The organism is Pseudomonas sp. 1176_21 (assembly GCF_052850635.1).
The window spans coordinates 106,722-133,684 of the sequence record NZ_VXCV01000005.1 but is presented as its reverse complement, the minus strand read 5'-3'; the positions used below and the strand labels follow the sequence as shown (position 1 = coordinate 133,684).

Annotated in this window: 29 protein-coding genes; 22 read left to right on the top strand and 7 right to left on the bottom strand. The window is 66.0% G+C overall.

Annotated elements, in window-relative coordinates; translation table 11 throughout:
- Positions 1–45: 45 nt before the first annotated feature.
- The 3 genes from FW760_RS13915 to FW760_RS13905 are packed head-to-tail and all read left to right on the top strand — an operon-like array spanning position 46 to position 3,721.
- Positions 46–1,860 (top strand): sensor histidine kinase, encoded by a 1,815-nt coding sequence (locus FW760_RS13915; protein WP_081315192.1) that lies wholly within the window; start codon positions 46–48, stop codon positions 1,858–1,860.
- Positions 1,857–3,269: a sigma-54-dependent transcriptional regulator gene (locus FW760_RS13910; protein WP_043861648.1), complete on the top strand. Its 1,413-nt coding sequence runs from the start codon at positions 1,857–1,859 to the stop codon at positions 3,267–3,269. The genes FW760_RS13915 and FW760_RS13910 overlap by 4 nt, the downstream gene beginning before the upstream one ends.
- Positions 3,269–3,721, top strand: a complete 453-nt coding sequence (locus tag FW760_RS13905; protein ID WP_043861647.1) for a YiiD C-terminal domain-containing protein — start codon at positions 3,269–3,271, stop codon at positions 3,719–3,721. The genes FW760_RS13910 and FW760_RS13905 overlap by 1 nt, the downstream gene beginning before the upstream one ends.
- On the opposite strand, the gene cysQ is transcribed toward FW760_RS13905, so the two are convergent.
- The gene (gene cysQ, locus FW760_RS13900; protein ID WP_446443825.1) at positions 3,710–4,537 is read right to left on the bottom strand and encodes a 3'(2'),5'-bisphosphate nucleotidase CysQ; all 828 of its coding nucleotides are present in this window, start codon (positions 4,535–4,537) and stop codon (positions 3,710–3,712) included. The genes FW760_RS13905 and cysQ overlap by 12 nt on opposite strands.
- The gene (gene nudE / locus FW760_RS13895; RefSeq protein ID WP_043861645.1) at positions 4,534–5,100 is read right to left on the bottom strand and encodes an ADP compounds hydrolase NudE; all 567 of its coding nucleotides are present in this window, start codon (positions 5,098–5,100) and stop codon (positions 4,534–4,536) included. The genes cysQ and nudE overlap by 4 nt, the downstream gene beginning before the upstream one ends.
- 73 nt (positions 5,101–5,173) lie before the next feature.
- On the opposite strand from nudE, the gene yrfG reads away from it, so the two are divergent.
- Positions 5,174–5,836 (top strand): GMP/IMP nucleotidase, encoded by a 663-nt coding sequence (yrfG, locus tag FW760_RS13890; protein ID WP_043861644.1) that lies wholly within the window; start codon positions 5,174–5,176, stop codon positions 5,834–5,836.
- A gap of 92 nt (positions 5,837–5,928) precedes the next feature.
- Here yrfG and lysM read toward each other — a convergent pair whose 3' ends face one another.
- Positions 5,929–6,369, bottom strand: coding sequence for a peptidoglycan-binding protein LysM (gene lysM / locus FW760_RS13885; RefSeq protein ID WP_058541679.1), 441 nt, complete (start codon positions 6,367–6,369; stop codon positions 5,929–5,931).
- Positions 6,370–6,453: 84 nt separating this feature from the next.
- Here lysM and FW760_RS13880 point away from each other — a divergent pair, with 84 nt between their 5' ends.
- The 13 genes from FW760_RS13880 to FW760_RS13820 all read left to right on the top strand — a co-directional run bounded on the left by FW760_RS13880 (position 6,454) and on the right by FW760_RS13820 (position 20,251).
- Entirely contained in the window at positions 6,454–7,341 is an 888-nt protein-coding gene (locus tag FW760_RS13880) for a LysR family transcriptional regulator (RefSeq protein WP_054915921.1), read from the top strand.
- Between the two features lie 94 nt (positions 7,342–7,435).
- On the top strand, positions 7,436–8,272 hold the full coding sequence (gene fdhD, locus FW760_RS13875; protein ID WP_054915920.1) for a formate dehydrogenase accessory sulfurtransferase FdhD: 837 nt from the start codon (positions 7,436–7,438) through the stop codon (positions 8,270–8,272).
- Positions 8,269–10,605: an FdhF/YdeP family oxidoreductase gene (locus tag FW760_RS13870; RefSeq protein ID WP_116052490.1), complete on the top strand. Its 2,337-nt coding sequence runs from the start codon at positions 8,269–8,271 to the stop codon at positions 10,603–10,605. The genes fdhD and FW760_RS13870 overlap by 4 nt, the downstream gene beginning before the upstream one ends.
- 304 nt (positions 10,606–10,909) lie before the next feature.
- Positions 10,910–11,389 (top strand): glycine zipper domain-containing protein, encoded by a 480-nt coding sequence (locus tag FW760_RS13865; protein WP_043861639.1) that lies wholly within the window; start codon positions 10,910–10,912, stop codon positions 11,387–11,389.
- 325 nt (positions 11,390–11,714) lie between these two features.
- Complete coding sequence (locus tag FW760_RS13860; protein ID WP_116052489.1) at positions 11,715–12,791, top strand: methyl-accepting chemotaxis protein; 1,077 nt, start codon at positions 11,715–11,717, stop codon at positions 12,789–12,791.
- Between the two features lie 17 nt (positions 12,792–12,808).
- Positions 12,809–13,174: a response regulator gene (locus FW760_RS13855; protein WP_043861637.1), complete on the top strand. Its 366-nt coding sequence runs from the start codon at positions 12,809–12,811 to the stop codon at positions 13,172–13,174.
- A gap of 5 nt (positions 13,175–13,179) precedes the next feature.
- The gene (locus FW760_RS13850; protein ID WP_043861636.1) at positions 13,180–13,506 is read left to right on the top strand and encodes an STAS domain-containing protein; all 327 of its coding nucleotides are present in this window, start codon (positions 13,180–13,182) and stop codon (positions 13,504–13,506) included.
- Positions 13,507–13,508: 2 nt separating this feature from the next.
- The gene (locus FW760_RS13845; RefSeq protein ID WP_116052488.1) at positions 13,509–15,527 is read left to right on the top strand and encodes a chemotaxis protein CheA; all 2,019 of its coding nucleotides are present in this window, start codon (positions 13,509–13,511) and stop codon (positions 15,525–15,527) included.
- A gap of 2 nt (positions 15,528–15,529) precedes the next feature.
- Positions 15,530–17,152 carry a methyl-accepting chemotaxis protein gene (locus FW760_RS13840; RefSeq protein WP_043861634.1) on the top strand — a complete coding sequence of 541 codons (1,623 nt, stop codon included), beginning with the start codon at positions 15,530–15,532 and terminating at the stop codon, positions 17,150–17,152.
- A gap of 13 nt (positions 17,153–17,165) precedes the next feature.
- On the top strand, positions 17,166–17,678 hold the full coding sequence (locus FW760_RS13835) for a chemotaxis protein CheW (RefSeq protein ID WP_043861633.1): 513 nt from the start codon (positions 17,166–17,168) through the stop codon (positions 17,676–17,678).
- The gene (locus FW760_RS13830; RefSeq protein WP_116052487.1) at positions 17,679–18,491 is read left to right on the top strand and encodes a CheR family methyltransferase; all 813 of its coding nucleotides are present in this window, start codon (positions 17,679–17,681) and stop codon (positions 18,489–18,491) included. It begins immediately after the preceding gene.
- The gene (locus tag FW760_RS13825) at positions 18,488–19,555 is read left to right on the top strand and encodes a protein-glutamate methylesterase/protein-glutamine glutaminase (protein WP_054915916.1); all 1,068 of its coding nucleotides are present in this window, start codon (positions 18,488–18,490) and stop codon (positions 19,553–19,555) included. The genes FW760_RS13830 and FW760_RS13825 overlap by 4 nt, the downstream gene beginning before the upstream one ends.
- 39 nt (positions 19,556–19,594) lie before the next feature.
- Positions 19,595–20,251 (top strand): response regulator, encoded by a 657-nt coding sequence (locus FW760_RS13820; protein ID WP_043861630.1) that lies wholly within the window; start codon positions 19,595–19,597, stop codon positions 20,249–20,251.
- A gap of 12 nt (positions 20,252–20,263) precedes the next feature.
- On the opposite strand, the gene FW760_RS13815 is transcribed toward FW760_RS13820, so the two are convergent.
- Positions 20,264–20,692, bottom strand: a complete 429-nt coding sequence (locus FW760_RS13815; protein WP_088514113.1) for an acyl-CoA thioesterase — start codon at positions 20,690–20,692, stop codon at positions 20,264–20,266.
- A gap of 179 nt (positions 20,693–20,871) precedes the next feature.
- Here FW760_RS13815 and FW760_RS13810 point away from each other — a divergent pair, with 179 nt between their 5' ends.
- Both FW760_RS13810 and FW760_RS13805 read left to right on the top strand, forming a co-directional pair.
- Positions 20,872–21,186, top strand: a complete 315-nt coding sequence (locus FW760_RS13810; protein WP_043861628.1) for a hypothetical protein — start codon at positions 20,872–20,874, stop codon at positions 21,184–21,186.
- Entirely contained in the window at positions 21,186–21,473 is a 288-nt protein-coding gene (locus FW760_RS13805; RefSeq protein WP_043861671.1) for a helix-turn-helix domain-containing protein, read from the top strand. The genes FW760_RS13810 and FW760_RS13805 overlap by 1 nt, the downstream gene beginning before the upstream one ends.
- A gap of 63 nt (positions 21,474–21,536) precedes the next feature.
- Here the strand turns inward: FW760_RS13805 and FW760_RS13800 are convergent, their stop codons facing one another.
- Positions 21,537–23,078 carry a phosphoenolpyruvate carboxykinase gene (locus FW760_RS13800; RefSeq protein WP_043861627.1) on the bottom strand — a complete coding sequence of 514 codons (1,542 nt, stop codon included), beginning with the start codon at positions 23,076–23,078 and terminating at the stop codon, positions 21,537–21,539.
- A 179-nt stretch (positions 23,079–23,257) separates the two neighbouring features.
- Positions 23,258–24,160, bottom strand: coding sequence for an Hsp33 family molecular chaperone HslO (gene hslO, locus FW760_RS13795; protein WP_043861626.1), 903 nt, complete (start codon positions 24,158–24,160; stop codon positions 23,258–23,260).
- 105 nt (positions 24,161–24,265) lie between these two features.
- Between hslO and FW760_RS13790 the strand changes: the two genes are divergently transcribed.
- Positions 24,266–25,069 carry a phosphatase PAP2 family protein gene (locus FW760_RS13790; RefSeq protein WP_058541684.1) on the top strand — a complete coding sequence of 268 codons (804 nt, stop codon included), beginning with the start codon at positions 24,266–24,268 and terminating at the stop codon, positions 25,067–25,069.
- Here the strand turns inward: FW760_RS13790 and FW760_RS13785 are convergent.
- A complete protein-coding gene (locus FW760_RS13785; RefSeq protein WP_043861624.1) occupies positions 25,066–25,467 on the bottom strand; it encodes an RNA-binding S4 domain-containing protein in 402 nt (133 codons plus the stop codon). The genes FW760_RS13790 and FW760_RS13785 overlap by 4 nt on opposite strands.
- A 109-nt stretch (positions 25,468–25,576) precedes the next feature.
- Here FW760_RS13785 and rimB point away from each other — a divergent pair, with 109 nt between their 5' ends.
- Both rimB and rimK read left to right on the top strand, forming a co-directional pair.
- Positions 25,577–26,059, top strand: a complete 483-nt coding sequence (rimB, locus tag FW760_RS13780) for a retropepsin-like aspartic endopeptidase RimB (RefSeq protein ID WP_054915912.1) — start codon at positions 25,577–25,579, stop codon at positions 26,057–26,059.
- Entirely contained in the window at positions 26,056–26,961 is a 906-nt protein-coding gene (rimK, locus tag FW760_RS13775) for a 30S ribosomal protein S6--L-glutamate ligase (protein ID WP_043861622.1), read from the top strand. Before rimB ends, rimK begins: the two co-directional genes overlap by 4 nt.
- Positions 26,962–26,963 lie beyond the last annotated feature (2 nt).

Here is a 26,963-nt window from a genome sequence, read left to right as displayed (position 1 = left end):
TGCGATGGGCTGCAACGCAGGCCCCCCACCAAAGCCCGGTTTGCGATGACCATGACCCCGACCCTCCCCCGCCGTCCGCGCTGGCGCAGCCTGGCCCTCCTGGCGCTGTGCCTGGCGCCGCTGCTGTGGCCGCTGCAACGCCTGGCCGAGCACTACTACCAGGAGGAACTGGCCAGCCAGAACCGCCAGACCCTGGACCTGTACGTGGCCAACCTGCTGGGCACCCTGCACCGCTACGAGACCCTGCCGCAGATCCTCGGTGACCTGCCGGCATTGCGCGCGGTGCTGGCCGACCCGATACGCCTCGAGACCCTGACCAACGCCAACCGCCTGCTCGACGACATCTGCGCGCAGACCGGCGCCGAGGTGATGTACCTGATGGACGTCAACGGCAACACCCTGGCGGCCTCCAACTGGAACAAGCACGACAACTTTGCCGGGCGCAACTTCTCGTTCCGCCCCTACTTCAGCGAAGCCATGCAGGGCCGGCTGGGGCGTTTCTTCGGCCAGGGCACCACCTCGGCCAAGCGCGGCTACTTCTTCGCCGCAGCAGTGCGCGACGGCGACCAGGTGATCGGCGTACTGGTGGCCAAGATCGACCTGGACCACACCGAAACCCTGTGGGGCAAGACCCCCGAGCAACTGCTGGTGACCGACCACAACGGCGTGGTGATCCTCACCTCGCGCCCCGACTGGCGCTTTCGCGCCACGCGCCCGCTCAGCGAGGCCGAGCGCGACGCGATCGTGGCGATCCAGCCCTACCCCACCACCACGCCCAAGCCCCTCAGGCTCAACCCCGATGCCTGGCTGACCCAGACCCAGGCCATCCCCGAGACCGGCTGGCAGGTCAGCATCCTGGCCCCGCGCACCCTGGTCGACCGCTCGGTGAGCACGGTGCTGTTCATCGGTGCCGCCACCCTGCTGGTGGTGATGCTGCTGCTCGGGCTGGTGATGCAGCGCCGGCGCAACTACATGGACCGCCTCGACTTCGAGGCCCGCGCCCGCCAGGAGCTGGAGCTGCGCGTAGCCGAACGCACCGCCGCCCTCGAAGGCCTCAACAGCCGCCTCAAGACCGAAGTGCTTGAGCGCGAGCAGGCCCAGCAGGAACTGGTGCGCGCCCAGGACGAGCTGGTGCAGGCCGGCAAGCTGTCGGTGCTGGGCACCATGTCGGCAAGCATCAGCCATGAGCTCAACCAGCCGCTGGCGGCGATCCGCAGCTACGCCGAGAACGCCGAGATCCTGCTCGACCACCAGCGCACCGACGATGCGCGCAGCAACCTCAAGCTGATCAGCGAACTGACCGGGCGCATGGCCTCGATCATCGCCCACCTGCGCGCCTTCGCCCGGCGTGACCGGCATGCGCCGGAAAGCGTGGCGCTGCAGCCGGCACTGGACGACGCCCTGGCCCTGCTGGCCAAGCGGCGCCGGGCGATGGCGGTGGAACTGGTGCGCGACCTGCCCGAGGCCACCCTGTGGGTGCAGGCCGGCGAAACCCGCCTGCGCCAGGTACTGGGCAACCTGCTGGCCAACGCCCTCGACGCGCTGACCGAAAAGGCCAACCCGCGCAAGCTCTGGCTAAGTGCCGAACGCCGCGAAGGCAGCGTCTACCTGACCATTCGCGACAACGGCCCGGGCTTCAGCAGCCAGGCCCTGCTGCGCGCACGCGAGCCGTTCTTCACCACCAAGACGCGCACCCAGGGCCTGGGCCTGGGCCTGGCGATCTGCGATACGCTGATCAACGCGCTGGGCGGTGAGCTGGTGCTGGCCAACCACCCGGAAGGCGGTGCGCTGCTGACCCTGCAACTGCGCGTGGCCACCCCCGGCGCCGCGCTTCAAACCTCGGAGGACTCCTCGGCATGACGACCGACACACTGATCGACAGCCGCACCCAGGTCGTCCTGGTCGATGACGACCCGCACCTGCGTCAGGCCCTGAGCCAGACCCTGGACCTCGCCGGCCTGCGCGTGCTGCCCCTGAGCGACGCTCAGGGCCTGGCCGCGCGCCTGGAAAGCGACTGGCCCGGGGTGGTGGTGAGCGATATCCGCATGCCCGGCATCGACGGCCTGCAACTGCTCGAACAACTGCATGCCCAGGACCCGGACCTGCCGGTGCTGCTGATCACCGGCCACGGCGACGTGCCGCTGGCGGTGCAGGCGATGCGCGCCGGGGCCTACGACTTTCTCGAAAAGCCCTTCGCCAGCGACGCCCTGCTCGACAGCGTGCGCCGCGGCCTGGCGCTGCGCCGCCTGGTGCTGGACAACCGCAGCCTGCGCCTGGCCCTGAGCGATCGCCAGCAACTGAGCACGCGCCTGGTGGGCCAGTCGACCCCGATGGCCCGGCTGCGCGAGCAGATCGGCGCGCTGGCCGGCACCCGCGCCGATGTGCTGATACTGGGCGAGACCGGCGCCGGCAAAGAGGTGGTGGCGCGCGCGCTGCACGACCTGTCGAGCCGGCGCGACGGCCCGTTCGTGGCGATCAACGCCGGTGCCCTGGCCGAATCGGTAGTCGAGAGCGAGCTGTTCGGCCACGAGCCCGGCGCCTTTACCGGGGCGCAGAAGCGGCGCATCGGCAAGTTCGAATTCGCCAATGGCGGCACGCTGTTTCTCGATGAAATCGAGAGCATGAGCCTGGATGTACAGGTCAAGCTGCTGCGCCTGCTGCAGGAGCGGGTGGTCGAGCGCCTGGGCGGCAACCAGCTGATCCCGCTGGATATCCGCATCATCGCCGCCACCAAGGAAGACCTGCGCCAGGCTGCCGACCAGGGGCGTTTTCGCGCCGACCTGTATTACCGCCTCAACGTCGCGCCGCTGCGCATCCCCCCCCTGCGCGAGCGCGGCGACGATGTGCTGATGCTGTTCCAGCACTTTGCCGACGCCGCCAGCGAACGCCACGGCCTGCCCCCCCACGTGCTGCAACCGGCGCAACGTGCGACGCTGCTGCGCCATGCGTGGCCGGGCAACGTGCGCGAGCTGCAGAACGCCGCCGAGCGCTTCGCCCTGGGCCTGGAGCTGGCCCTGGACGGCGACAGCCCTGGCCCGGTCGATCAGGCGCAGGCAGCGCCGGGCAGCGGCAACCTCAGCGACCAGGTCGAGCAGTTCGAACGCTCGCTGATCGCCGCCGAACTGACCCGCCCGCACAGCTCGATGCGCAGCCTGGCCGAAGCCCTCGGCGTGCCGCGCAAGACCCTGCACGACAAGCTGCGCAAACACGGCCTGAGCTTTGCCGACAGCAATGCCAGTGGCACCGACGACACCGAGGACAACCGCTGATGAACCCGAGCCATTACCTGCAGGACGTGCTGCACGCCGACATCCCGCTGACCCGCGAGATGGGCCTGCAGGTGCTCGACTGGCAGCACCAGCGGCTGCGCCTGCAATTGCCGCTGGCGGCCAACGTCAACCACAAGAGCACCATGTTCGGCGGCAGCCTGTATTGCGCGGCCGTGCTGGCAGGCTGGGGCTGGCTGCACCTGCGCCTGCGCGAGGCGGGCATCGGCGACGGGCATATCGTCATCCAGGAAGGCCAGATCAGCTACCCGCTGCCGGTCACCGGCGCCGGCGTGGCGGTGTGCGCGGCGCCCGAGGCCAAGGTCTGGGAGCGCTTCGTGGCCACCTACCAGCGCTACGGCCGCGCGCGCCTGACCCTGCACACCCAGGTGTTCAACGAAGGCAGTGAAACGCCCGCCGTGCAGTTCGGCGGGCAGTACGTGCTACACCGCTGAGGCGAGCGCCAGCAGGCTGGCGCGCCACGGCGCTGCGGCTGGCAGGGCAAGGAAGAAAGGATTGAGCAGGCTTTCGCGGGATGGGTAGGCGAATGGCTGGCCGTCCAGGCCCAGCACTTCGCCGCCGGCGCCTTCGAGCACGCCCTGGGCGGCGGCGGTGTCCCACTGCGAGGTCGGCGCCAGGCGCGGGTAGCAGTCGGCGGCGCCTTCGGCGAGCAGACAGAACTTGAGCGAGCTGCCCACGGAGGTCAGCTCCAGCTCACCCACCGCCGCACTCAGGCCGGCCAGCAGGCGCTCCTGCTCGGGGCTGCTGTGGCGGCGGCTGGCGACCACGGTGAACGGGGTGCCGGCAGGCGGCGCCGCACGCACGCTGATCGGCGCTGCCGGCGCGTGCGGGTCTTCGTGCCAGGCGCCCAGGCCGTGGCCACCGTAGTAGCAACGCCCCGTGGTGGGCACCCCGACCACGCCGAATACCACCCGACCCTGTTCGACCAGGGCGATGTTGACGGTGAACTCTTCACTGCCGGCGATGAACTCCTTGGTGCCGTCCAGCGGGTCCACCAGCCACCAGCGCTGCCACTGTTGGCGCTCGGCCAGGCCGATGTCGCAGTCTTCCTCGGACAGCACCGGGATATGGGGCGCCAGCCGCTGCAGGCCAGCGGCGATCACGTCGTGGGCGGCGATATCGGCTGCGGTCACCGGCGAGGCATCGAGCTTGGTCTGCACGGCCACGTCCGCACGCCAGAACGGCAGGATGGCAGCGCCCGCCTGCCGGGTCAGCTGCACCACCTGCTGCATCAGTTCGCGGTCGTTCATGCGCCGAACACGCCGCGCTGGGTCAGCAGGTCACGCACCAGGTACAGCGCCGCCAGCGCCCGCCCTTCGGAGAACTGCGGATGCTGGGCCAGGGCCGAGAGCTCGCGCAGGTTGACCTTGTCGACACGCATCGGCTCGGGCTCGTCGCCCTCCAGGCGCTCTTCGAACAGGTCGGTGGCCAGCACCACCTGGATCTTCTGGCTCATGTAGCCGGGCGACAGCGACAGCTCGGTCAGGTGTTCCAGCTGCCGGGCGCCGAAGCCGGCCTCTTCCTTGAGTTCACGGTTGGCCGCCGCCAGCACGTCTTCACCGGGCTCGATCAGGCCCTTGGGCAGCGACAGCTCGTACTCGTCGGTGCCGCCGCAGTATTCCTCCACCAGCACCGCGTGCTCGGCATCGAGCATCGCCACGATCATCACCGCGCCATAGCCGTTGCCGCGCCCGACCAGGCGTTCATAGGTACGTTCGGTGCCGTTGCTGAAGCGCAGCTCGACCGCTTCGACACGGAACAGGCGGCTGCTTGCAACAATTTCGCGACTGAGGACAGTGGGTTTCTGGCGCATGAGGGGGCGGCTCCTTGGCGGTAACGGGGTACTATACCGTCCACCGAGTCTGGATCGAACGAGAATATTTCACATGCCCTCCCTGGCCTGGCACGACATCGATACCGTATTGCTGGATATGGACGGCACCCTGCTGGACCTGCACTACGACAACCACTTCTGGTTGGAGCACCTGCCCCAACGCTACGCCGAGCTGCATGGCATCAGCCGTGCGATGGCCGAGCTGGAAATGCAGCCGCTGTTCGAACGCCACGCCGGCTCGCTGAACTGGTACTGCCTGGATTTCTGGAGTGCCGAGCTGAAGCTGCCGGTGCGCGAGCTGAAACTGGAAACGGCCGACCTGATCGCGCTGCGCCCGGACGCCGACACCTTTCTGCAGGCGATCCGCCAGGCCGGCAAACGGGTGATCCTGATCACCAATGCCCATCGCGATTCGTTGTCGTTGAAGCTGGAGCGGGTGGCGCTGGCGCCCTATTTCGAGCGGCTGATCAGCTCCCATGACTATGGCTTCCCCAAGGAAGACCAGCAGTTCTGGAGCGCATTGCACGCGGATACCGGGTTCGACCCGGCACGCAGCCTGTTCATCGACGACACCCTGGCGATACTGCGCAGCGCGCGCGACTTTGGCGTGGCGCACCTGCTGGCAGTGCGCCAGCCGGACAGCCGCAAGGGGCCGCGGGATACGGCGGAGTTTGCCGCGCAGGAAGATTATCGGGACTTGTTGCAGGGGCTGTAGGCCGCTTCGCCGGCAACGCCGGCTCCTACACAAGGCACCTTACCTGTAGGAGCCGGCGTTGCCGGCGAAGACCGCACCACCAAGCTGGAGCCTTATTCCGGAATACGCAGCGTCTGCCCCGGGTAGATCTTGTCGGGATGGCTCAGCAACGGCTTGTTGGCCTCGAAGATCTTGTTGTACTGGTTGGCATTGCCATACACCGCCAACGAAATCGCACTCAGCGTGTCGCCCTTCTTCACCACCACGAAACGCGCCGCCGCCACGACCGGGCCGGTCACGGTGAGCTGGTCGTCCACCGACGCCACGCCGGCAATGTTGCCCAGCGCCAGCAGGATCTTCTCCTTCTCTTCCTGGCTGCCTACCTCGCCCTTGACCGTGACCTTGTCGCCGTCGACGGTGGTCTGGATGTTCGGGTTGCCCAGGCCGACCTTCTGCACGTGCTCCTTCAACTGGTCGTCAGCCTTGGCGTTGCCGGGGGTGAGCAGGTCGATCAGTTTTTCACCCGCTTCTTTCACGAAACTAAAAATGCTCATCCTGTGCTCCTTAGGTATCAATGACCGGAGCAGGCAGTCTAGGACAAGATAGAATGCTTCGCCTGCCAATGCCCCGGAACGACGATGGATATCAAACAACTCAAATTCCTCATCGCCCTGGATGAAACCCGCCACTTCGGCCAGGCCGCCGCGCGCTGCCACGTGACCCAGCCCACGCTGTCGATGCGCCTGCGCAACCTGGAGCGCGAACTGGGCCTGCCGCTGGTCAACCGCGGCCAGCGTTTCGAGGGCTTCACCGCCCAGGGCGAGCGCGTGCTGGCCTGGGCGCGCTCGGTACTCTCGGCCTACGACGGCCTGTACGCCGAGGCCGCCGCCTGTCGCGGGCACCTGGCCGGCACGTTGCGCCTGGGGGTGGTACCGCTGTCGAGCTTCGACCCGCTGCCGCTACTGCAGCGCCTGCACCGCCAGCACCCCGAGCTGCGTTTCGAGCTGAGCGCGTTGAGCTCCGAACAGATTCTCGACCAGCTGGCGAGCAACCGCCTGGACCTGGGCGTGTCGTACCTGGAGCGTCTCGACAGCGAGCGCTTCGAGGCCCTGCCCCTGGGCGACACACGCATGGGCCTGCTGTTCGACCCACGTCACTTCGCATTCGCCGAACAGCCGTTGAGCTGGGAGGCCGTGGCCGAGCTGCCGCTGGGCCTGCTGACCGCCGGCATGCACTTTCGCCAGTCCATCGACCACGCCTTCCATACCCGCGGCCTGGCCCCGCAGTTGCTGTTGCAGACCGACGCCGTTCATCAGCTGGTGCAAGCGGTGGAGGGTGGCCTGTGCTGCGCGGTGATGCCGCTGAACGCCGGGCTCGAAGCACTCACCGGGCACCTGCGCCTGCAACCGATAGACCAGGCCACCACGCTGGCGCCCCTGGGGCTGATCATGCGCCGCAGCGCGCCGCGCTCGGCCCTGGCCGAGGCCTGCATCGCCGAGTACCGCCTGTCGCTCGACCCGGCGTGATCGACGCGCTCTATCAATGCATCGGCAGTAGCGATTAGACGATACCCGAGTGCAGGCCTAGGCTTAAGGCTGACCTGCCTGCCGGTACCTGCCGATGACCATCAAACCCCCGGCCTGCGGGGCGTCCACGCCCCTGGCCGCGCCCGCTGCCAGCAACCGCTACGACTACCGCCAGCTTGACGACAACAGCCAGGGTGGCGCCGACCTCGCCGAAGAGGTGGCCCTGGCGATCGCCTACAACGGCATCAGCCAGGCGGTGATGCTGGTGAGCCCTACCGATCTGCACGACTTCATCGTCGGTTTCAGCATCGGCAGCGGCATCATCGCCTCCCCCGACGACATCTATGACGTGAGCTTCACGGCCAGCGGCTCGGCCATCCATGCCGAGGTGCAGATAGCCAGCCGCGCCTTCTGGAACCTCAAGAACCAGCGCCGCCAACTGGCCGGTACCAGCGGCTGCGGCCTGTGTGGCGTCGAGGCGGTGGAGCAGGCGCTGCCCGATCTGCAGGTGCTGCCCGGCGCGCCCCTGCCGCCGCCGCACTGGCTGGACGGCCTGCGCCAGCGCATCAGCGCCTTCCAGCCACTGGGCCAGCACTGCGGCGCGGTGCACGCGGCACTGTTCATGAACGATCAGGGCGAACTGCTGCTGGGCCGCGAAGACATCGGCCGGCACAACGCCCTGGACAAGCTGATCGGCGCCCTGGTGCGTCAGCACATCGCCCTCGACGGCGGCCTGGCGGTAGTCACCAGCCGCTGCAGCCTGGAGCTGATCCAGAAGGTGCTGCGCGCCGGCATCCAGACCCTGGTGAGCCTGTCTGCGCCCACCGGCCTGGCGCTGCAATGGGCGCGCCGCCACCAGCTCAACCTTATCCACCTGCCGCACCACAGTGCGCCAAGGGTCTACAGCCCGGCGCAGGAGAGTCGCCCGTGAGCCTGCATCATCAAGCCGACCAGAAGCCGGTCCCCCGCTACAAGCCCTACCACGGCGCCGCCGGCGGCTGGGGCGCGCTGCGCAGTGTGGCGCAGGCCTGGATCGGCAGCGACAACGCGCTGAAGAACATCCGCACCCTGCTCAAGACCAACCAGAACGGCGGCTTCGACTGCCCGGGCTGCGCCTGGGGCGACTCGCCGGAAAGCGGCATGGTCAAGTTCTGCGAGAACGGCGCCAAGGCGGTCAACTGGGAGGCCACCAAGCGCCGGGTCGATGCGGCCTTCTTCGCCCGCCACAGCGTCACCTCGCTGCTGGGCCAGAGCGACTACTGGCTGGAGTACCAGGGCCGGCTCACCGAGCCGATGGTGTACAACCCCTCCAACGACCGTTACCAGCCGATCAGCTGGGACAACGCCTTCGCCCTGATCGCGCGCCACCTCAACGGCCTGACCAGCCCCGACCAGGCGGAGTTCTATACCTCGGGCCGGGCCAGCAACGAGGCGGCCTACCTGTACCAGCTGTTCGTGCGCGCCTACGGCACCAACAACTTCCCGGACTGCTCGAACATGTGCCACGAGGCCAGCGGCGTGGCCCTGGGCCAGAGCGTCGGGGTCGGCAAGGGTACGGTGACCTTCGACGATTTCGAGCACGCCGACGCGATCTTCGTGTGGGGCCAGAACCCTGGTACCAACCACCCGCGCATGCTTGAACCGCTGCGCGAAGCGGTCAAGCGCGGTGCCCAGGTGGTGTGCGTGAACCCGCTCAAGGAGCGCGGCCTGGAGCGCTTCCAGCACCCGCAGCACCCGCTGGAGATGCTCACCAACGGTGATCGTCCGACCAACACCGCCTATTTTCGCCCCGCCCTGGGCGGCGACATGGCGCTGCTGCGCGGCATGGCCAAGTTCCTCCTGCAGTGGGAGCGCGAGGCGCAGGCAACAGGTGCGCCAGCGGTGTTCGACCATGCCTTCATCGCCGAGCACACTGCGGCCGTGGAGGCCTACCTTGAAGTGGTCGAGGCCAGCAGCTGGGAGCAGATCGTGCAACAGTCGGGCCTGGGCCTGGCCGATATCGAGCAGGCCGCACGCATGTATGCGCGGGCCGAAAAAGTCATCATGTGCTGGGCCATGGGCATCACCCAACACCGTCACTCGGTGCCGACCATCCAGGAAATCGCCAACCTGATGCTGCTGCGCGGCAACCTTGGGGTGCCAGGGGCCGGGCTATGCCCCGTGCGCGGCCACAGCAACGTGCAGGGCGACCGTACCATGGGCATCAACGAACGCCCGCCGGTGGCGCTGCTGGATGCACTGGAGCGCCGCTTCGGCTTTGCCGTGCCGCGCCACAACGGCCACAACACGGTGGAGGCGATTCGCGCCATGCTCGATGGCAAGGCGCGGGTGTTCATCGGGCTGGGCGGCAACTTCGCCCAGGCCACCCCCGACACCGAGCGCACTGCGCAGGCGCTGCGCAACTGCGAGCTGACGGTGCAGATCAGCACCAAGCTCAACCGCAGCCACCTGATCCACGGGCAGCAGGCACTGATTCTGCCGTGCCTGGGACGTACCGATATCGACCTGCAGGGCGAAGGCCCGCAGGCAGTGACGGTGGAGGACTCGTTCAGCATGGTGCATGCCTCCAACGGCCAGCTCAAACCGCTGTCGCGCCAGATGCGCTCGGAGCCGGCGGTGATCGCCGGAATCGCTGCCGCCACCCTGGGCAGCAAACCGGTGGACTGGCATTGGCTGGTGGCCGACTATGGGCGCATTCGCGAACTGATCGCCGACACCATTCCAGGGTTCGAGGGGTTCAACCAGCGCCTGCAGCACCCCGGTGGCTTCTACCTGGGCAACAGCGCCGGCCAGCGCCAGTGGAAGACACCCAGCGGGCGGGCCAACTTCAAGGCCAATGCGTTGCCCGACGACCTGCTGCACGAGAGCGTGCGCGCCAGCGGCCAGGTGCCGGACCTGATCATGCAGTCGATGCGTTCCCACGATCAGTACAACACCACCATCTACGGGTTGGATGACCGTTACCGTGGGGTAAAGGGGCAGCGCGACGTGCTGTTCGCCAACGAGGCGGATATCATCCGGCTGGGTTTCAACCCCGGTGACAAGGCCGATATCGTGTCGTTGTGGGGCGATGGCCGCGAGCGCCGGGTCAAGGGCTTCACCTTGCTGGCATTCGACATTCCGGCGGGGCAGGCGGCAGCCTACTACCCCGAGGTGAACCCGCTGGTGCCGCTGGAAAGCGTGGGCGATGGCAGCCATACGCCGACGTCGAAGTTCGTGGCGATCAGGATCGAGGCGGCCAGCGCCACGGCCAGGATCATCTAGGCCCCTTCGCCGGCAACGCCGGCTCCCACAGGGTCTTGCGGCGCATGCAGAACGCTGTGGGAGCTGGCTTGCCAGCGAAGAGGCCAGTTCGTTCAGCGCATAACTGCAGGCAAGAAAAAGGCCCTGGCATCACTGCCAGGGCCTTCGTCCCAAGTAAGCTCAGACCCGCAAAAACGCATTAAGTTTCACTGTAAAAACAGTAACTTATAAAATTGTATACACGTCGTGCCAATCGTCGGATTTGCGTTGCCAGCGCGTGTTGCAGAGCCTCAGGATCGCCTCGTCATCCCTTTGAGGCTCCCTTATGAAGTACTCCTCGATTCTGCTGTTGTCTCTCGGCCTGCTCAGTGGCGTTGCCTCGGCAGGTGGCTCCACCGAAGCCGGTATCGGCGGCGCATTGGGCGGGGTATTGGGTTCGGTGGTTGGCCAGTCGATCGGTGGCAGCACCGGTTCGGCCATCGGCGCCGGCCTGGGCGGTGCAGCCGGTAGCGCGGTAGGTGCCGACAAGCGCAGCCGCGGCGAGGCGGCCATCGGTGGCGCACTGGGTGCGGCCGGCGGCAACGTGGTGGGCCGCAGCGTGGGCGGCAACACCGGCAGCCTGATCGGCGCCGCAGCCGGCGGCGGTGCGGGCGGTGCACTGGGCAACTACATGGGCAACAAGAGCGACGACGAAGACCGCCGCTACAACAACCGCGGCCGCGGCTACGACGACCGCCGCCACTACCGCGATCGCGGCCACCACTACGGCCATCGCAAGCACGACAAACGCTGGCGTCACCGCTGAATTCCATCGACGCTGCCGGCCCCGCGCCGGCAGCGCCGCAGTTGTACCCGCAAACGTAGCAATCAAGCCATGTGCCATCACGCCATTGGCTTAAGCCATTCACCTAAGCCTTTCCCCGCCCCGGCCCCTGCGCGAAAACCTTCGAGCCTGTTGTTCGGCCAGCTTTCCAGCCTTTTATATTGACTGTCCGATCAACATCGGCAGGGGCCTGTTTGCGTCGGCTGTTTTGTGACTGACGGGTCGGCTTAAGGGGCGTCCCGATTTTGACGTCAAATAGCAATCGCTATGATCCGCCCCACCTTAAGCGACGCAGTGGGCGCACGGAATGCGGATGTACCTGGGAATATGGATCGGCACGGCCCTCGGCGCCTGCGGCCTGCTGCTCGACCTGCTGCCCCTGGGCCTGGCCGGGCTGTCGCTGGTGCTGCTTGCCAGCACCTTGCTGCGCCCGCGCCCCGTGGCACAGGTGGCTGCGGTCAGCGACGCGCCCATCGTGCTCGAACAGCCGCCACTGCACACCCTGCTGCCGGTGGTGACGCCCAGCTGGATCGACAGCCTCCAACAGAGCCGAACCCTGCTGGGCGACAACATCAGCCAGTTGCTCGAACGCTTCGGCGCCATCAACCGGCGCCTGGAACACAGCCTCAACGACGCCGACAACGTGCTGGCCAATGGCGGCGTGGGCGAGAACCTGCGCGAGGCCAACCAGCGTCTGCGCCGGGTCACCGAAAGCTTCGCCGCCAGCAGCCAGCGCCAGCATGAATTTCTGACCACCATCAATCATCTGGGCAGCTACGCCGGCCAGCTCCAGCAGATGGCCAAGCGCGTGCAGGAAGTTGCCAGCCAGACCAACCTGCTGGCGCTCAATGCCGCCATCGAGGCTGCCCGCGCCGGCGAGTTCGGCCGCGGCTTCTCGGTGGTCGCCGACGAGGTGCGCAAGCTCTCCAGCCTGTCGGCCGAGACCGGCCAGTCGATGGACGCCAAGGTGGGCGAGATCAACCAGTCGATCCAGTCCAGCATCGATGCCGCCACCGCGCTGGGCAGCGAAGAGCAGGCCAACCTGCGCGAGCTGGAGCAGGTGCTCGACGAGGTGATCAGCGACCTGGGCGGTAACCTCGACGCCCTCGACGGCGCCTCGCGGGCGCTGCAACAGGATGCCCGCGCCACCCAGGCAGATATCCACGCGATCATGGTCAGCCTGCAGTTCCAGGATCGCGCCGACCAGATGCTCGACCACCTGCAGGCCGACCTGCTGCAACTGCTCGATGCCCTGGCGCACGACGACCCGCGCCTGCACGACCCGCAAGGCTGGCTGCAGCAATTGCGCCAGCGCTTCACCACCAGCGAGGAACGGGCTGGCCACAGCCAGTCGGCATCCAGCAGCGACGTGACCTTTTTCTAACTCCGGAAGCCCTGAACATGGCCAAGACCATCCTGATCGTGGACGACTCCGCCTCGATGCGCCAACTCGTGAAAATCAGCCTGGCCAGCGCCGGCCACCAGGTCATCGAAGCCTGTGACGGGCGCGACGCGCTGAACAAGCTCACCGGGCAGAAGATCAACCTGGTGATCAGCGACGTGAACATGCCCAACCTGGACGGCATCGGCCTGGTCAAGGCGCTCAAGGCGCGCAACGAATACCGCTTCACCCCGATCATGATGCTCACCACCGAAAGCGAGCAGGCCAAGAAGGCCGAGGGCCAGGCCGCCGGAGCGCGGGCCTGGATCGTCAAGCCGTTCCAGCCCCAGCAGTTGCTGGCGGCTGTCGAAAAGCTGATTGGCTGACGCGCATGTTCACACTCGCCGCAGCCACCGCCGACACCCCCGCACGGCTACGCCTGGACGGCGACCTGACCATCTATGAGGTGCGCGCCGCACGCGAGCAGCTGCTGGCCCTGTTGCCCGCTCAGCCAGTGCCCTGGCAACTGGACCTGGGCGGCCTGGACGAGCTCGACAGTGCCGGCGTGCAACTGCTGCTGAGCCTGCACAAGACCCTCTGCGCAAATGGCCACGACGCCGAGGTGATCGCCCTGCCGGGCAACGCCCGGGCGTTGCTGGAGCTGCTGCGCCTGCCCGCATTGTGCCCGGCCGGTAGCCCCGTGCCGTGCGAGGAGTGAGCATGTTCGACGCCGAGCAATGGAGCCAGCTGCTGCAGGGCTTTCTCGAAGAGGCCCGCGACCTGCTCAAGGAAGCCGAAGACAGCCTGCTGCGCCTGGAAACCCGCCCCGATGACGACGCGGCGATCAACGCGCTGTTTCGCGCCGTGCACACGCTCAAGGGCTCGGCCGGGATCTTCTCCCTCGACCCACTGGTGGCGCTGGCGCACCAGCTGGAAAACCTGCTGATGGGGGTACGCGACGGTGCGCGGGTGCTGGACGCTCCGCTCACCTCGTTGATGCTGCAGTGCATGGACGAACTGGGGGTGATGCTAGACAGCATCGACCCGCAGCAGGTCAGCATGCCAGCGCACACGCCGCGCCAGGCCGCCCTGCTGGCGGCATTGCAGGCGCATCAGGGCGAGCTGCCCGCGTCTGTGGACAACCCGCTGGCAGCCCCGCCCGGTGCGCCCCGCTTGCGTACCTGGCACCTGTCGATCCGCTTTGCCAGCGAGCTGCTGAGCAACGGCTTCGACCCGGCGGCGTTCATCCGCTACCTGGCGCGGCTGGGCGACATCCTCAGCCTGCAGACCCTCACCTGGGCCGTTCCGGAGCTCGACAGCCTCGACCCGGAGGCCTGCTACCTGGGCTTCGAAGTGAGCCTGCACAGCGACGCCAGCCGCGAGCAGCTCGAAGACGTGTTCGCCCTGGTGCAGGACTTCTGCACCCTGCGCCTGCAGGCCCAGGAGCCGACCGATACCGCCTTGCCGGCCGAACCCCGCGCACCGGCGCAAACGTTGGCGCCTGCAACCGCCACACCCTTGCCATCGATGCCCGCCGGCGAGCCGCGCACTGCCTCCAGCAGCCAGGTCAAGGTGGCTGCGCAAAAGCTCGACGAGCTGATCAACCTGGTCGGCGAGCTGGTCATCGCCACCGCCGGCGCCCAGATGCAGGCCCTGCGCAGTGCCCACGCCGCCTGCATCGAAAGCGTGCAGGCGGTGCAGCAGCATGTGGAGCAGATCCGCGAGCGGGCGCTGAAACTGCGCATGGTCGAAGTGGGCGAGACCTTCAACCGCTTCCACCGCGTGGTGCGCGATGTGAGTCAGGCGCTGGACAAGCAGATTGCGCTGACCATCAGCGGCGGCGACACCGAGCTGGACAAGACCCTGATCGACCGCATCGCCGACCCGCTGGTGCACCTGGTGCGCAACGCCATCGACCACGGCATCGAGGCCCCTGCCGAGCGCCGCGCCGCCGGCAAGCCCGAGCAGGGTCAGCTGCGCCTGAACGCCTACCACGACTCGGGCATGATCGTGCTCGAGATCCAGGATGACGGGCGCGGCCTGAACACCGCGAAGATCCGCGAGAAGGCCATCGCCCGCGGCATGCTCGACAGCGATTCGCCGATGAGCGAACAGGACATCCACCTGCTGATCTTCGAAGCGGGTTTTTCCACCGCCGAGCAGGTGTCCAACCTGTCCGGACGCGGGGTGGGCATGGACGTGGTGCGCAGCGCCATCGACCAGTTGCGCGGGGTCATCGAGATCGACTCCAGGGCCGGCCATGGCTGCACCTTCCGCATCCGCCTGCCGCTGACCCTGGCGATCATCGACGGGTTTCTGGTGAGCGTGGGCGAGGAGCACTTCGTGATCCCGCTGGACATGGTCACCGAATGCATGGAGGCGCCCGCCAACCAGGCCGAGCAGGGCCACCTGAACCTGCGCGGGCGGCCGCTGCCGTGCATCGACCTGCAACCGCATTTCGGCCTGCCGCGCAGCGCCTGCGTGCGCCGCAACATCGTGGTGGTCAGCCAGGGCCGGCAGCATGCCGGGCTGATCGTCGACCAGTTGCACGGCGAGCTGCAGACCGTGATCAAGCCCTTGGGGCAACTGTTCCAACACCTCAGTGGCATCAGCGGCTCGACCATCCTCGGCTCTGGCCAGGTGGCGCTGATACTCGATATCCCCAGCCTGTTCCGCCAGTCGCAGCAACGCGCCGAAGGCGAGACGCCGCACCTGTTGCCAAGCCCTTCCGGAGAATAGACATGCAGTTGATCAGCAATATGAAGATAGGCGTGCGCCTGACCCTGGGCTTTCTGCTGGTGGTGGCGCTGACCGCGCTCATCGGAGTCATCGGCCTGCGCAACCTGGAGCAGGTCAACGGCCTGTCGGACCGCATGTACGAGCTGGACGTGGCCGGCCTGAGCACCTTGCAGCAAGCCAACATCCAGCTGCTGATGGCCAACCGCGCCGTGCGCCAGAGCCTGCTCTCCACCACCGCCCAGGAGCGCGACCAGTCGGCCGCCACCGCCCGTGCGGCGATGGAAAAGACCCGCGAACTGCTGATCAAGGCGCGCGAGCACTTCATCACCAAGGAAGGCCGCGCCCAGGTGGAAAGAATCGACGCGCCGCTGCAGGCCTACATCAGCGTGGCCAACCAGTTGCTGGGGGTGCACCAGCAGTCGGGCGACCTGCAGATTGCTTCCGAAGCGCTGGCGCTGATGCCGCAGAACGTCGCGGCGGCCAACGTGGTCGACCAGTTGCTGGGTGAGGCCAGCGCTGCCAAGCAGGCGCGCGCCGGCGAGGCGAACGCCGAGATCAGCGTCATCTACGAACGCTCGCGGGTGCAGATGATCGCCCTGGTCGCCGCCGCAACCCTGATCGGCATGCTGATCGGCGTGCTGGTCACCCGCAGCATCACCCGGCCGCTGGCAGGCGCAGTGCAGGCCGCCGACCGCATGGCCGCCGGCGATCTGAGCCAGGACCTGGTAGTGACCCACAAGGACGAGACCGGGCAGTTACTGGGCTCTATGCAGAACATGACCCTGCGCCTGCGCAGCATCCTGGGCGATGTACGCAGCGCCGCCGATGCGCTGTCGTCGGCCTCCGAACAGGTCAGTTCGACCTCGCAATCGCTGAGCCAGGCGGCCAACGAGCAAGCCGCCAGCGTCGAGCAGACCAGCGCTTCGGTCGAGCAGATGTCGGCCTCGATCGCGCAGAACACCGAAAGCGCCAAGGTCACCGACGGCATCGCCGGCAAGGCGGCCAACGACGCGGTGCAGGGCGGCGGCGCAGTGGGCGACACGGTGCTGGCGATGAAGCAGATCGCCGAGAAGATCGGCATCATCGACGACATTGCCTACCAGACCAACCTGCTGGCGCTCAACGCCGCCATCGAGGCCGCCCGTGCCGGCGATCACGGCAAGGGCTTTGCCGTGGTGGCCGCCGAGGTGCGCAAGCTGGCCGAACGCAGCCAGGTGGCGGCGCAGGAAATCGGCCAGGTGGCCTCCAGCAGCGTGCAACTGGCCGAACAGGCCGGCAGCCTGCTCAGCGAGATCGTGCCCAACATCCAGAAGACCTCGGACCTGGTGCAGGAAATCACCGCCGCCTCGCAGGAGCAGAGCAGCGCCGCCGGGCAGATCAACATCGCCATGGGCCAGATGAACCAGATCACCCAGCAGAACGCCTCGGCTTCCGAAGAGCTGGCCGCCACCGCCGAAGAGATGAACGCCCAGGCCGGCCAGTTGCAGGAGCTGATCGGCTTCTTCCGCTTCGAGGCCGGCAGCACTGCGCGTGCCCTGCCCCGGGTGGGCGAACCGCAAGTCGGCGCCTACAAGCCCACCCACAAGGCGCTGATCGATGAAGGCCAGTTCGTCAGCTTCACTTGACCGAGGCGTACCCATGCACACCCTAGAGTCTGCGGCGCCCGCGCCGCACCTGCCCACCAGTGTCCAGCACCTGACCTTTCGCGTGCGCGAGGCCGGCTATGCACTGCCCATCGAACTGGTGCGCGAGATCATCGAGTACGCCGAGATCACCCGCGTGCCGATGATGCCCGCCTACATTCACGGCGTGCTCAACCTGCGCGGCAACGTGGTGCCGGTACTGGACCTGGCAGCACGCTTCGGCATGGAACTGACCGAGGCCGGCAAGCGCACCTGCATCGTGATCATCGCCCTGCCCCTCGAGGACGGTGTGCAGCGCATCGGCCTGGTTGTGGATGCGGTGGACGCGGTACTCGACATCGACCCGCACGGGGTGGTGCCGGCGCCACCGTTCGGCACCGGCATCCGTGCCGACTTCATTGCCGGCATGGCCCAGCAGGAGCAGGGCTTTTTGATCATCCTGAACATGCCCCAGGTGCTGTCGCTGGAAGATATCCGCTACCTCAGCCAGGCGGCGAAGGGCTCCTGAATGCCCTCGACCTTCAAACTGCCGGTGCTGGGCGAACAGGAGTTCAGCCGCCTGCAGACGCTGATGAGCAGCGCCTCGGGCATCCACCTGGCCAGCAACAAGCGCTCGCTGGTGGCCGGGCGCCTGATGAAACGCCTGCGTCACTACCACCTGGACAACTACCGCGACTACCTGCACCTGATCGAGCGCCCGACCCACAGCCGCGAGCGGCGCCTGGTGATCGACCTGCTGACCACCAACGAGACCTACTTCTTTCGCGAGTTCCCGCACTTCGAATTCCTTGGCCAGTGGCTGGGCCGGCGCAAGGGGCCGCTGCGGCTGTGGAGCGCGGCCTGCTCGTCGGGCGAGGAGCCCTACAGCCTGGCCATGACCGTGGCCGAGCACGCCACCGGCAGCGATTGGTCGATCCTGGCCAGCGACCTCAGCCAGAGCATGCTGACGCTGGCCGAGCAAGGCATCTACGACATCGCCCAGGCGCGCTACTTTCCCGATAGCTGGATGCAGCGCCACTGCTTGTGCGGGGTCGGCGACATGCACGGGCGCCTGCGCGTGCAGGCGCACCTGCGAGCGCGGGTGAGCCTGCGCGAGATCAACCTGGTGCAGCCGCTGCCCGAAGGCCTGGGGCCGTTCGACGTGATATTCCTGCGCAACATCCTGATCTACTTCGACACCCCGCAGAAACAGCTGATCGTGCAGCGCCTGGTCAACCAGCTGCGCCCCGGCGGGCTGCTGTTCATCGGGCACGCCGAAAGCATCCACGGCTTCGAGCTGCCGCTCAGGCTGGTGCACCCCTCGGTGTTCGAGCGCGTATGACCGAGCGTGCGGCGGCGCCGGTGCGGGTGTTCATCGTCGACGACTCGGCGCTGGTGCGCCAGGTGCTCAACCAGTGCCTGAACGACCACCCGCGCATCCGCGTGATCGGCATGGCCGCCGACCCGCTGTATGCCATCGAGAAGATGCGCCGGGACTGGCCCGATGTGCTGGTGCTGGACATCGAGATGCCGCGCATGGACGGCCTGACCTTTCTGCGCCAGATCATGGCCGAGCGCCCCACGCCGACCATCATCTGCTCGACCCTCACCGAAGCCGGCACCGACCTCAATCTCCAGGCCCTGGCCGCCGGGGCGGTCGGCGTGTTCACCAAGGCCCGGCTGGGCCTGCGCCAGAGCCTGGAAAACCTCGCCAGCGGGCTGATCCGCAGCATCGAGGAAGCGGCCCGCACCCGCCCGGTATTGTTACCTCTGTCGCAGGCGAAAGAAAAAACCAGTGCACTGCCTGCAACCCCAAGCAAAACCACCGAGCGAATCGTTACACTTGGCTGCTCGACCGGCGGCACCCAGGCGCTGGAGTTCATCCTGCGTCAGCTGCCGCGCGATTGCCCGGGCATCGTGATCGTGCAGCACATGCCGGCCAGGTTCACTGCCGACTTCGCCAGGCGCCTGAACAGCCTCTGTCAGATCGAGGTGCGCGAGGCCAGGCATCTGGACCGTGTCCACAGCGGCCTGGCACTGCTGGCCCCGGGGGGCCTGCACATGCAGCTCAAACGCAGTGGTGCGCACTACCTGGTGGAGGTGCTCGACGGTCCCGCCGTCAATCGGCACAAACCCTCGGTCGATGTCCTGTTTCGCTCCGCCGCCCGGCATGCCGGGGGCAATGCCCTTGGCATCATCATGACCGGGATGGGCGATGACGGTGCCCGAGGCCTGCTGAGCATGCGTGAGCAAGGCGCCGCCACCGTGGCACAGGACGAGGCCAGTTGCATCGTGTTCGGCATGCCCAAGGAAGCCATACGGCTGGGTGCGGCCCAGGCGGTGGAACCGCTGACACGGTTGCCGGCGCTGATCGCCCAGTTCAGCGACAACCCACGTGCCAGCTGAGCCATACACCGCCCCTTACCTTGCGACACAGGCCTACCTATGCTTTGCCGAATACTCCTTGCAGACGAGTCGCCCCTGTTCAGAGCGGGGCTGCGCGCGCTGCTCGAACAAAAACAAGATTACGCAGTGGTGGGTGAAACCGGTGACGGCGTGAGCGCCGTCGAGCTCGCCGAACAGCTCAAGCCCGACATCATCATGCTGGACATGGCGCTGGATGCACTGGAGAGCGAAGAGATCCTGCGCGAGCTGTGCCTGCGCGTGCCGGCAAGCATGGTGCTGATGCTGTCGGCGCGCTCGGAGCTGGAGTTCGTGATGAAGTGCCTGCAGCAGGGTGCCCACGGCTTTCTGCTCAAGACTGCCACCGTGCTGGAACTGGAGCTGGCGTTGCAGGCGTTGAAGAACGGCGGCCAGTACCTGTCGTCGGCGGTGTTGCCGCTGGTGATCGGGCAGGCGGTCAAGCACAGCCGCAAGCGCCATGCCGGCAGCAGCACCATGCAACTGACCACCCGCCAGCTGGAGATCCTGCGCCTGATTGCACGAGGCGAGTCGACCCGCTCGATTGCCGATGGCCTGGGCCTGAGCGTGAAGACGGTGGAGGCGCACCGCTCGCAGATCATGCACCGCCTGCAGATACACGACATACCGGGCCTGGTGCTGTTTGCGGTGCGCGAAGGCATCATCCGCATCAACGACTGACCGCGCCGGGTTTCAGCCTTGCAGGGCTACCAGGGCGCCTTGCAGGGCCGTCGGCAGGCTGGCGGGCTGGCCGGTGGCACGCTCGACGAACACCTGCACCATGCGCCCGGCGGCGCAGGGCTGAGCTTCACCGACCTTGAACAGGGCCAGTTGGTACTCCACCGAACTGCCGGCCACCCGCGCCGCGCGCAGGCCGACTTCCAGGCATTCGGGGAAGGCGGCCGAGGCGAAGAAGTCGCACCCCGAACTGACCACGAACCCCACCACCTCGCCATCCTGCGGGTCGAGCCCGGCATGCTCGATCAGGTAGGCCTGCACGGCGCTGTCGAAGAAGGCGTAGACCGTGGCGCTGGCGATGTGGCCGTTGACGTCGTTGTCCTGCCAGCGGGTCGGCAGGGGGTGGACGTGGGGGTAGTGGTGGCGTTCGGGTGTGGCAGACATGAATGACCTGTATGCAGTGAAGGGGGCGGGAAGCATTCCACAACGAATTCAGAAGCACGGTGACAGTAAACCGTAGCAGGGCTGAATAGCATGGGCGCCTACTCGAAACATCCATGCGGTTGCGCCGCTACTGCGCAAGGCATAGACTCTAACTACGCCAATGGCGTACAAAGGTTGGCATGCTCTTCATCGAAACAAGCGTATTTACCAGCGACGTTTCAAGCCATCTCGACGATCACGAGTACCTGTCGCTTCAGGTATATCTTGCCGAGCACCCTGAAGCAGGTGACCTGATCGAAGATACCGGCGGGCTGCGAAAAATTCGATGGGCAGCAAAAGGCAAAGGAAAAAGCGGCGGGGTTCGAGTGATCTATTACTACGCCGTGTCAGCCAGCCAGATCCGTTTGCTGCTTATCTACCGCAAAGGCATCCACGATACATTGACTAAAAAACAGAAAGCCGTACTTCGAAGCCTCAACCAAGGGTGGAAATGATGGACAGGAATCTTTTCGGTCGTCTCGTTGACAGCATGACCGAGATGGCTGAAATCGATCGTGGGGAGCGCAAACCTTCACGCGAGTTCCAGGTAGACGCCATGCGGGTCAGGGCCATACGCGAGGCAACCGGGCTTACCCAGGAAAAATTTGCGCAGTGTATCGATGTACCGCTGGGTACGTTGCGCAATTGGGAGCAAGGACGCCGTGCTCCAGAAGGGCCAGCACGGGCACTGCTGCGTGCGATTCACAATGACCCGGAACATGTTCTGGCCGCATTGGCCTGAATCACAGCCCAAACGAAAAAGCCGCCCATTCGGGCGGCTTTTTCTCAGCTGGCGAGCAGCAACTTACAGTTGCGGACCCGCTGCCTTGATGGCGTCGGAAACGTCGAACTTCTTGAAGTTCTCGATGAACAGCGAAGCCAGGCCCTTGGCCGCTTCGTCGTAGGCAGCGCTGTCAGCCCAGGTGTTGCGCGGGTTGAGCAGTACGGTTTCAACACCCGGTACCAGTTTCGGCACGTCCAGGTTGATGATGTCCAGGTGCTCGGTTTCAGCACCGACCAGTGCGCCGCTCTGGATGGCCGCGATCACCGCACGGGTGGTCGGGATGTTGAAGCGCTTGCCCACACCGTAGCCACCACCGGTCCAGCCGGTGTTGACCAGGTACACCTTGGAACCGAAACCACGGATACGCTTGATCAGCAGTTCAGCGTATTCGCCAGCCGGACGCGGGAAGAACGGCGCGCCGAAGCAGGTGGAGAAGGTCGACTTGATGCCGCTGCCCGAACCCATTTCGGTGGAGCCCACCAGCGCGGTGTAACCGGACAGGAAGTGGTAGGCCGCCTGCTCTTCGCTGAGGATCGATACCGGTGGCAGTACGCCGGTCAGGTCGCAGGTCAGGAAGATCACTGCGTTGGGCTCGCCACCCAGGTTCTTCTCGGAACGCTTGGCAACGTGCTCGAGCGGGTAGGCCGCACGGCTGTTCTGGGTCAGGCTGACATCGGAGTAGTCAGCGTGCTTGGCGTCGTCGATGACGACGTTTTCCAGCACGGCACCATGCTTGATGGCTTTCCAGATGACCGGCTCGTTCTTCTCCGACAGGTCGATGCACTTGGCATAGCAACCGCCTTCGATGTTGAACACCACGCCCTCGCCCCAGCCGTGCTCGTCGTCACCGATCAGGTAACGGCTTTCGTCGGCCGACAGGGTGGTCTTGCCGGTGCCCGACAGGCCGAAGAACAGGGTCACGTCGCCTGCTTCGCCGATGTTGGCGGCGCAGTGCATCGGCAGCACGTCGGCAGCCGGCAGCAGGAAGTTCTGCACCGAGAACATGGCTTTCTTCATCTCGCCTGCGTAACGCATGCCAGCGATCAGTACCTTCTTCTGGGCGAAGTTGAGGATCACGCAACCGTCGGAGTTGGTGCCGTCACGCTCGGGCACGCATTCGAAGTTGGCGACATTGAGCACTTGCCACTCATCACGACCGGCCGGGTTGTACTGCGCCGGGTTGATGAACAGGCAACGGCCGAACAGGTTCTGCCAGGCAGTCTGGGTGGTCATGCGTACCGGCAGGTAGTGCTCGGCGGCCGCACCTACGTGCACGTGGGAAACGAAATGATCCTGGGCGTTGTTGAACGCCTCGACGCGGTCCCACAGGGCATCGAACTTGTCGGCCGGGAACTTGCGGTTGATCGGGCCCCAGGCGATGGCAGACGAGGTGGACGGCTCGTCGACGATGAAACGGTCGACCGGCGAACGACCGGTACGGTGACCAGTTTTCACGACCAGCGCGCCCGTATCGGCCAGCTCGCCTTCACCGCGGTTCAGCGCTTCTTTTACCAGTTCATCGACGCTCAGGTCGGTGTACACGGTGTTGTTGGCTTGCGTCATGAGATTCCCCATCCGGCCTGCGGCCGAGTGCTCCGAACGTTTTGTAGTAGAGCTTTTAAAACTACTACAGCGAAAAAAGTGGCGGGATTATGCCAGAAACGCCCAAAAAAAGTAGGGCCCTCCTGTCAGAACGGCGTGTTTCCGGCGTTCGACAGGAGATTTACCTGAGCTTAAACGTTTTAGTGACGAGTATCTGACGGTGCGTCAACACCCCCGCCGGCGAACAATTGTGCGATTTCGGTTTCATCGAACAGGTAGCGCTGGTTGCAGAACTGGCAGTCGATTTCGATTGCCCCGCCATGCTCGGCCGCCAGGGCCAGGGCATCGTCCTGGCCGAGGCTGACCAGCGCGTTGCCCGAGCGCTCACGCGAGCAGCTGCAGCGGAACTGCAGCGGCTGGATATCGAACAGGCGCACGGCATCTTCGTGGTACAGACGGTGCAGCACGGTCTCGTTGTCCAGGCCCAGTTGCTCTTCGGCCTTCAGCGTATTGGCCAGGGCCGTGACGTGCTTCCAGCTGTCTTCGCGGTCGTCCTCGTCCTTCTGGCGGTCGGCCGGCAACTGCTGCAGCAGCAGGCCGCGGGCGCGCTGGCCATCGGCGTTGAGCCAGAAGCGCGTGCCCACCTGCTGGGACATCACGAAGTAGTTGGTGAAGCACTCCGAGAGGTTCTCGCCATCCAGGTCGACAATGCCCTGGTAGCGCTGGCCCTGCGCCGGGTCGATGGTCAGCGCCAGCTGGCCATCGGGCATCAGGTCGCCCAGGGTGGCATCGGGGGCGATCTGCTCGGCGTGGTAGCGCGCCAGGCCACGGATGTCGCGCTCGCTGGAGCACTCGATCATCAGCAGCGGGATCGGCCCTTCGGAGCGTGCCTGCAGGATCAGCAGGCCGTCGAACTTGAGCGCGCCCACCAGCAGCGCCGCCGCGGCCATCAGCTCACCGAGCAGTTGCGCCACCGGCTGCGGGTAGGGGTGCTTGGCCAGGACTTCGGCGTAGCTGCGCTCGAGCGAAACCAGTTCGCCGCGTACGTCGCGCTCGTCGAAGATGAAGCGTTGGGTGAAGTCGGTATCTGGCAAATCGGACATGGTTTCTGGCTTTCTGAAAGATGACAAAATAATTTCAAGGGCCTATAAAGCCCCGTTTAGAGCACCAGAATGGTGCGAACGATAGCGCTGTAAAAGAGGTAGTTTATGGACAATCCACCCCTGTTCCAAGCCAGGTGGGCTTGGGGCCCCCTGTGTCTGGCTACGTTGATTCCCGTTGCACTACTGTGTTTCTGGTTATGGCCCGTTGGCCAGGCCCTTTGCATGGCGCTCGACGAATGGCTGTTCCACGCCCTCAATCGCCCACTGGCCGACAACACCCTGTGGCGCAGCATCTGGACCCTGGGCAGCCTGCGCCCGTTCGACATCGTGGTCGGGCTCATCATGCTGATGCTGCTGATTCGCGGCGACTGGGTATTCAAGGCCGTCGAGGTGCGCCGGGCTTTTTTCGGCTTCCTGGTGACCCTGCTGGTGCTGGTGGTGATCCGCGCCCTTTTCTCCAAGCTGGTACGCCTGATGGGCTGGCAGCACCATAGCCCGTCGATGGTGTTCAGTGACGCCATCATGCTCAGCGACTACTACCCGGCGCTCGAAGCGCGCTGGGAGCTCAAGGACCGTTCCAGCCAGAGCTTCCCCGGCGACCACGCCTCGGTGCTGCTGCTGTGGGCACTGTTCATGAGCCTGTTCAGCCGCCGCCTGATGCAGCATGTGCTGATCTGGGCACTGGCGGTGCTGTTCATGCTGCCACGCCTGGTGGCGGGTGCCCACTGGGGCCAGGACGACTATATCGGCGGCCTGGGCATGGCCATCCTGGCGCTGGGCTGGAGTTACTATACGCCGTTTGCTGCCCGGACCAGCGCCGGCCTGGTGCGTGCCACCGCGCCCTTGTTCGGTTGGCTGGCACGGCTGCCGCTGCTCGGCCGCCTGAGCGTGATCGGCGCGCGGGGCTAACCGGCGCTGTCGTGCAACTGATGTAGCTGGCGGCGCTGCTTCTTGGTGGGCCGCCCGTCGGTGCTTACCCCAAGGGCGCCGGCCTTGCGCAGCGCCGCGGCCTGCTCGCGGCGTGCCAGGCTCTGTGCGGTCTCCTCGTACAGCGCCTGTGCCTCGGGTGCGCCGCGGCGCACCACCGACAGCGCCGTGACCACCACGGTACGCTCGTCGAAACCGGTACGCAGCACGAACTCGTCACCCACCCGCGGCTCCTTGCCCGGCTTGCAACGCTCGCCCCGACAATGCACCTTGCCGCTCTCGATCGCCGCCTTGGCCAGGGCGCGGGTCTTGTAGAAGCGCGCCGCCCACAACCATTTGTCCAGGCGAACCTTGTCGTCCTCTTCCGGCTTTTGTGCCATGGCATTTCCCCGATTCATTTGTTTCATGGAACTGTACTACCGTAACTGGCGGATGCAAAAAATACGCGGCGTGCTTACAGTTCACCGACTTTTACCCAGGTTGTGCATCTTGAAGACATTTGACCATTTGAGCGTGATCGGCCTGCGCGAGTGGGTGGCCTTGCCCGACCTCGGCGTGGCAGGCCTGCGCGCCAAGATCGATACCGGCGCCAGCACCTCCAGCCTGCACGCCACCGAAGTGGAAACCTTCGAACGCGATGGTGAAACCTGGGTCCGCTTCAACGCGCACCTGGGTTCGGTGGTACAACTGCGTCACCGGCGCTGCGAAGCGCCGCTGGTGACGATGAAGACCATCAAGAGCTCCAATGGCCATGCCCAAACCCGCTACGTGATCCGCACGCCCCTGGCGCTCGGCGACCGGGTGTGGGAAGTGGAGTTCACCCTGGCCTGCCGCAAGGCCATGCGCTATCGCCTGCTGCTCGGCTCCAAGGCCCTGGTACACGGCCAGCTGGTGGTCAACCCGGGCCTCAAATACGTACAGGACAAGCCGGCCTCTCCGGCCACCATTACCCCCTCCACAGGTGTTGCATGAAGATCGCTGTGCTGTCGCGGAACCCGCGTCTGTATTCCACTCGTCGTCTGGTCGAAGCCGGTACGCAACGAGGCCATGAAATGGTTGTGATCGATACCCTGCGCGCCTACATGAACATCGCCAGCCACAAGCCGCAGATCCACTATCGCGGCAAGCCGCTGGAAGGGTTCGACGCCGTCATCCCGCGCATCGGCGCGTCAGTGACGTTCTATGGCTGCGCGGTGCTGCGCCAGTTCGAGATGATGGGCGTGTTCCCGCTCAACGAATCGGTGGCCATCGCCCGCTCGCGGGACAAGCTGCGCTCGCTGCAACTGCTGTCGCGCCGTGGCATCGGCCTGCCGGTCACCGGCTTTGCCCATTCGCCCGACGACATTCCCGACCTGATCCAGATGGTCAACGGCGCCCCCCTGGTGATCAAGGTGCTCGAGGGCACCCAGGGCATCGGCGTGGTGCTGTGCGAAACCACCAAGGCGGCCGAGTCGGTGATCGAGGCCTTCATGGGTCTGAAGCAGAACATCATGGTGCAGGAGTACATCAAGGAGGCCGGTGGCGCCGACATTCGCTGCTTTGTGGTGGGCGACAAGGTGATCGCCTCGATGAAGCGCCAGGCCAAGCCCGGCGAGTTCCGCTCCAACCTGCACCGGGGCGGCACCGCCAGCCTGATCAAGGTCACCCCGGAAGAGCGCATGACCGCCATCCGCGCTGCCAAGGTCATGGGCCTGAGCGTGGCCGGCGTGGATATCCTGCGCTCCAATCACGGCCCGCTGGTGATGGAGGTCAACTCCTCGCCGGGCCTGGAAGGCATAGAGGTCACCACCGGCAAGGACGTGGCCGGGATGATCATCGAACACCTGGAGAAGAACGGCGGGCCGAACCTGACCCGCACCAAGGGCAAGGGCTGAGC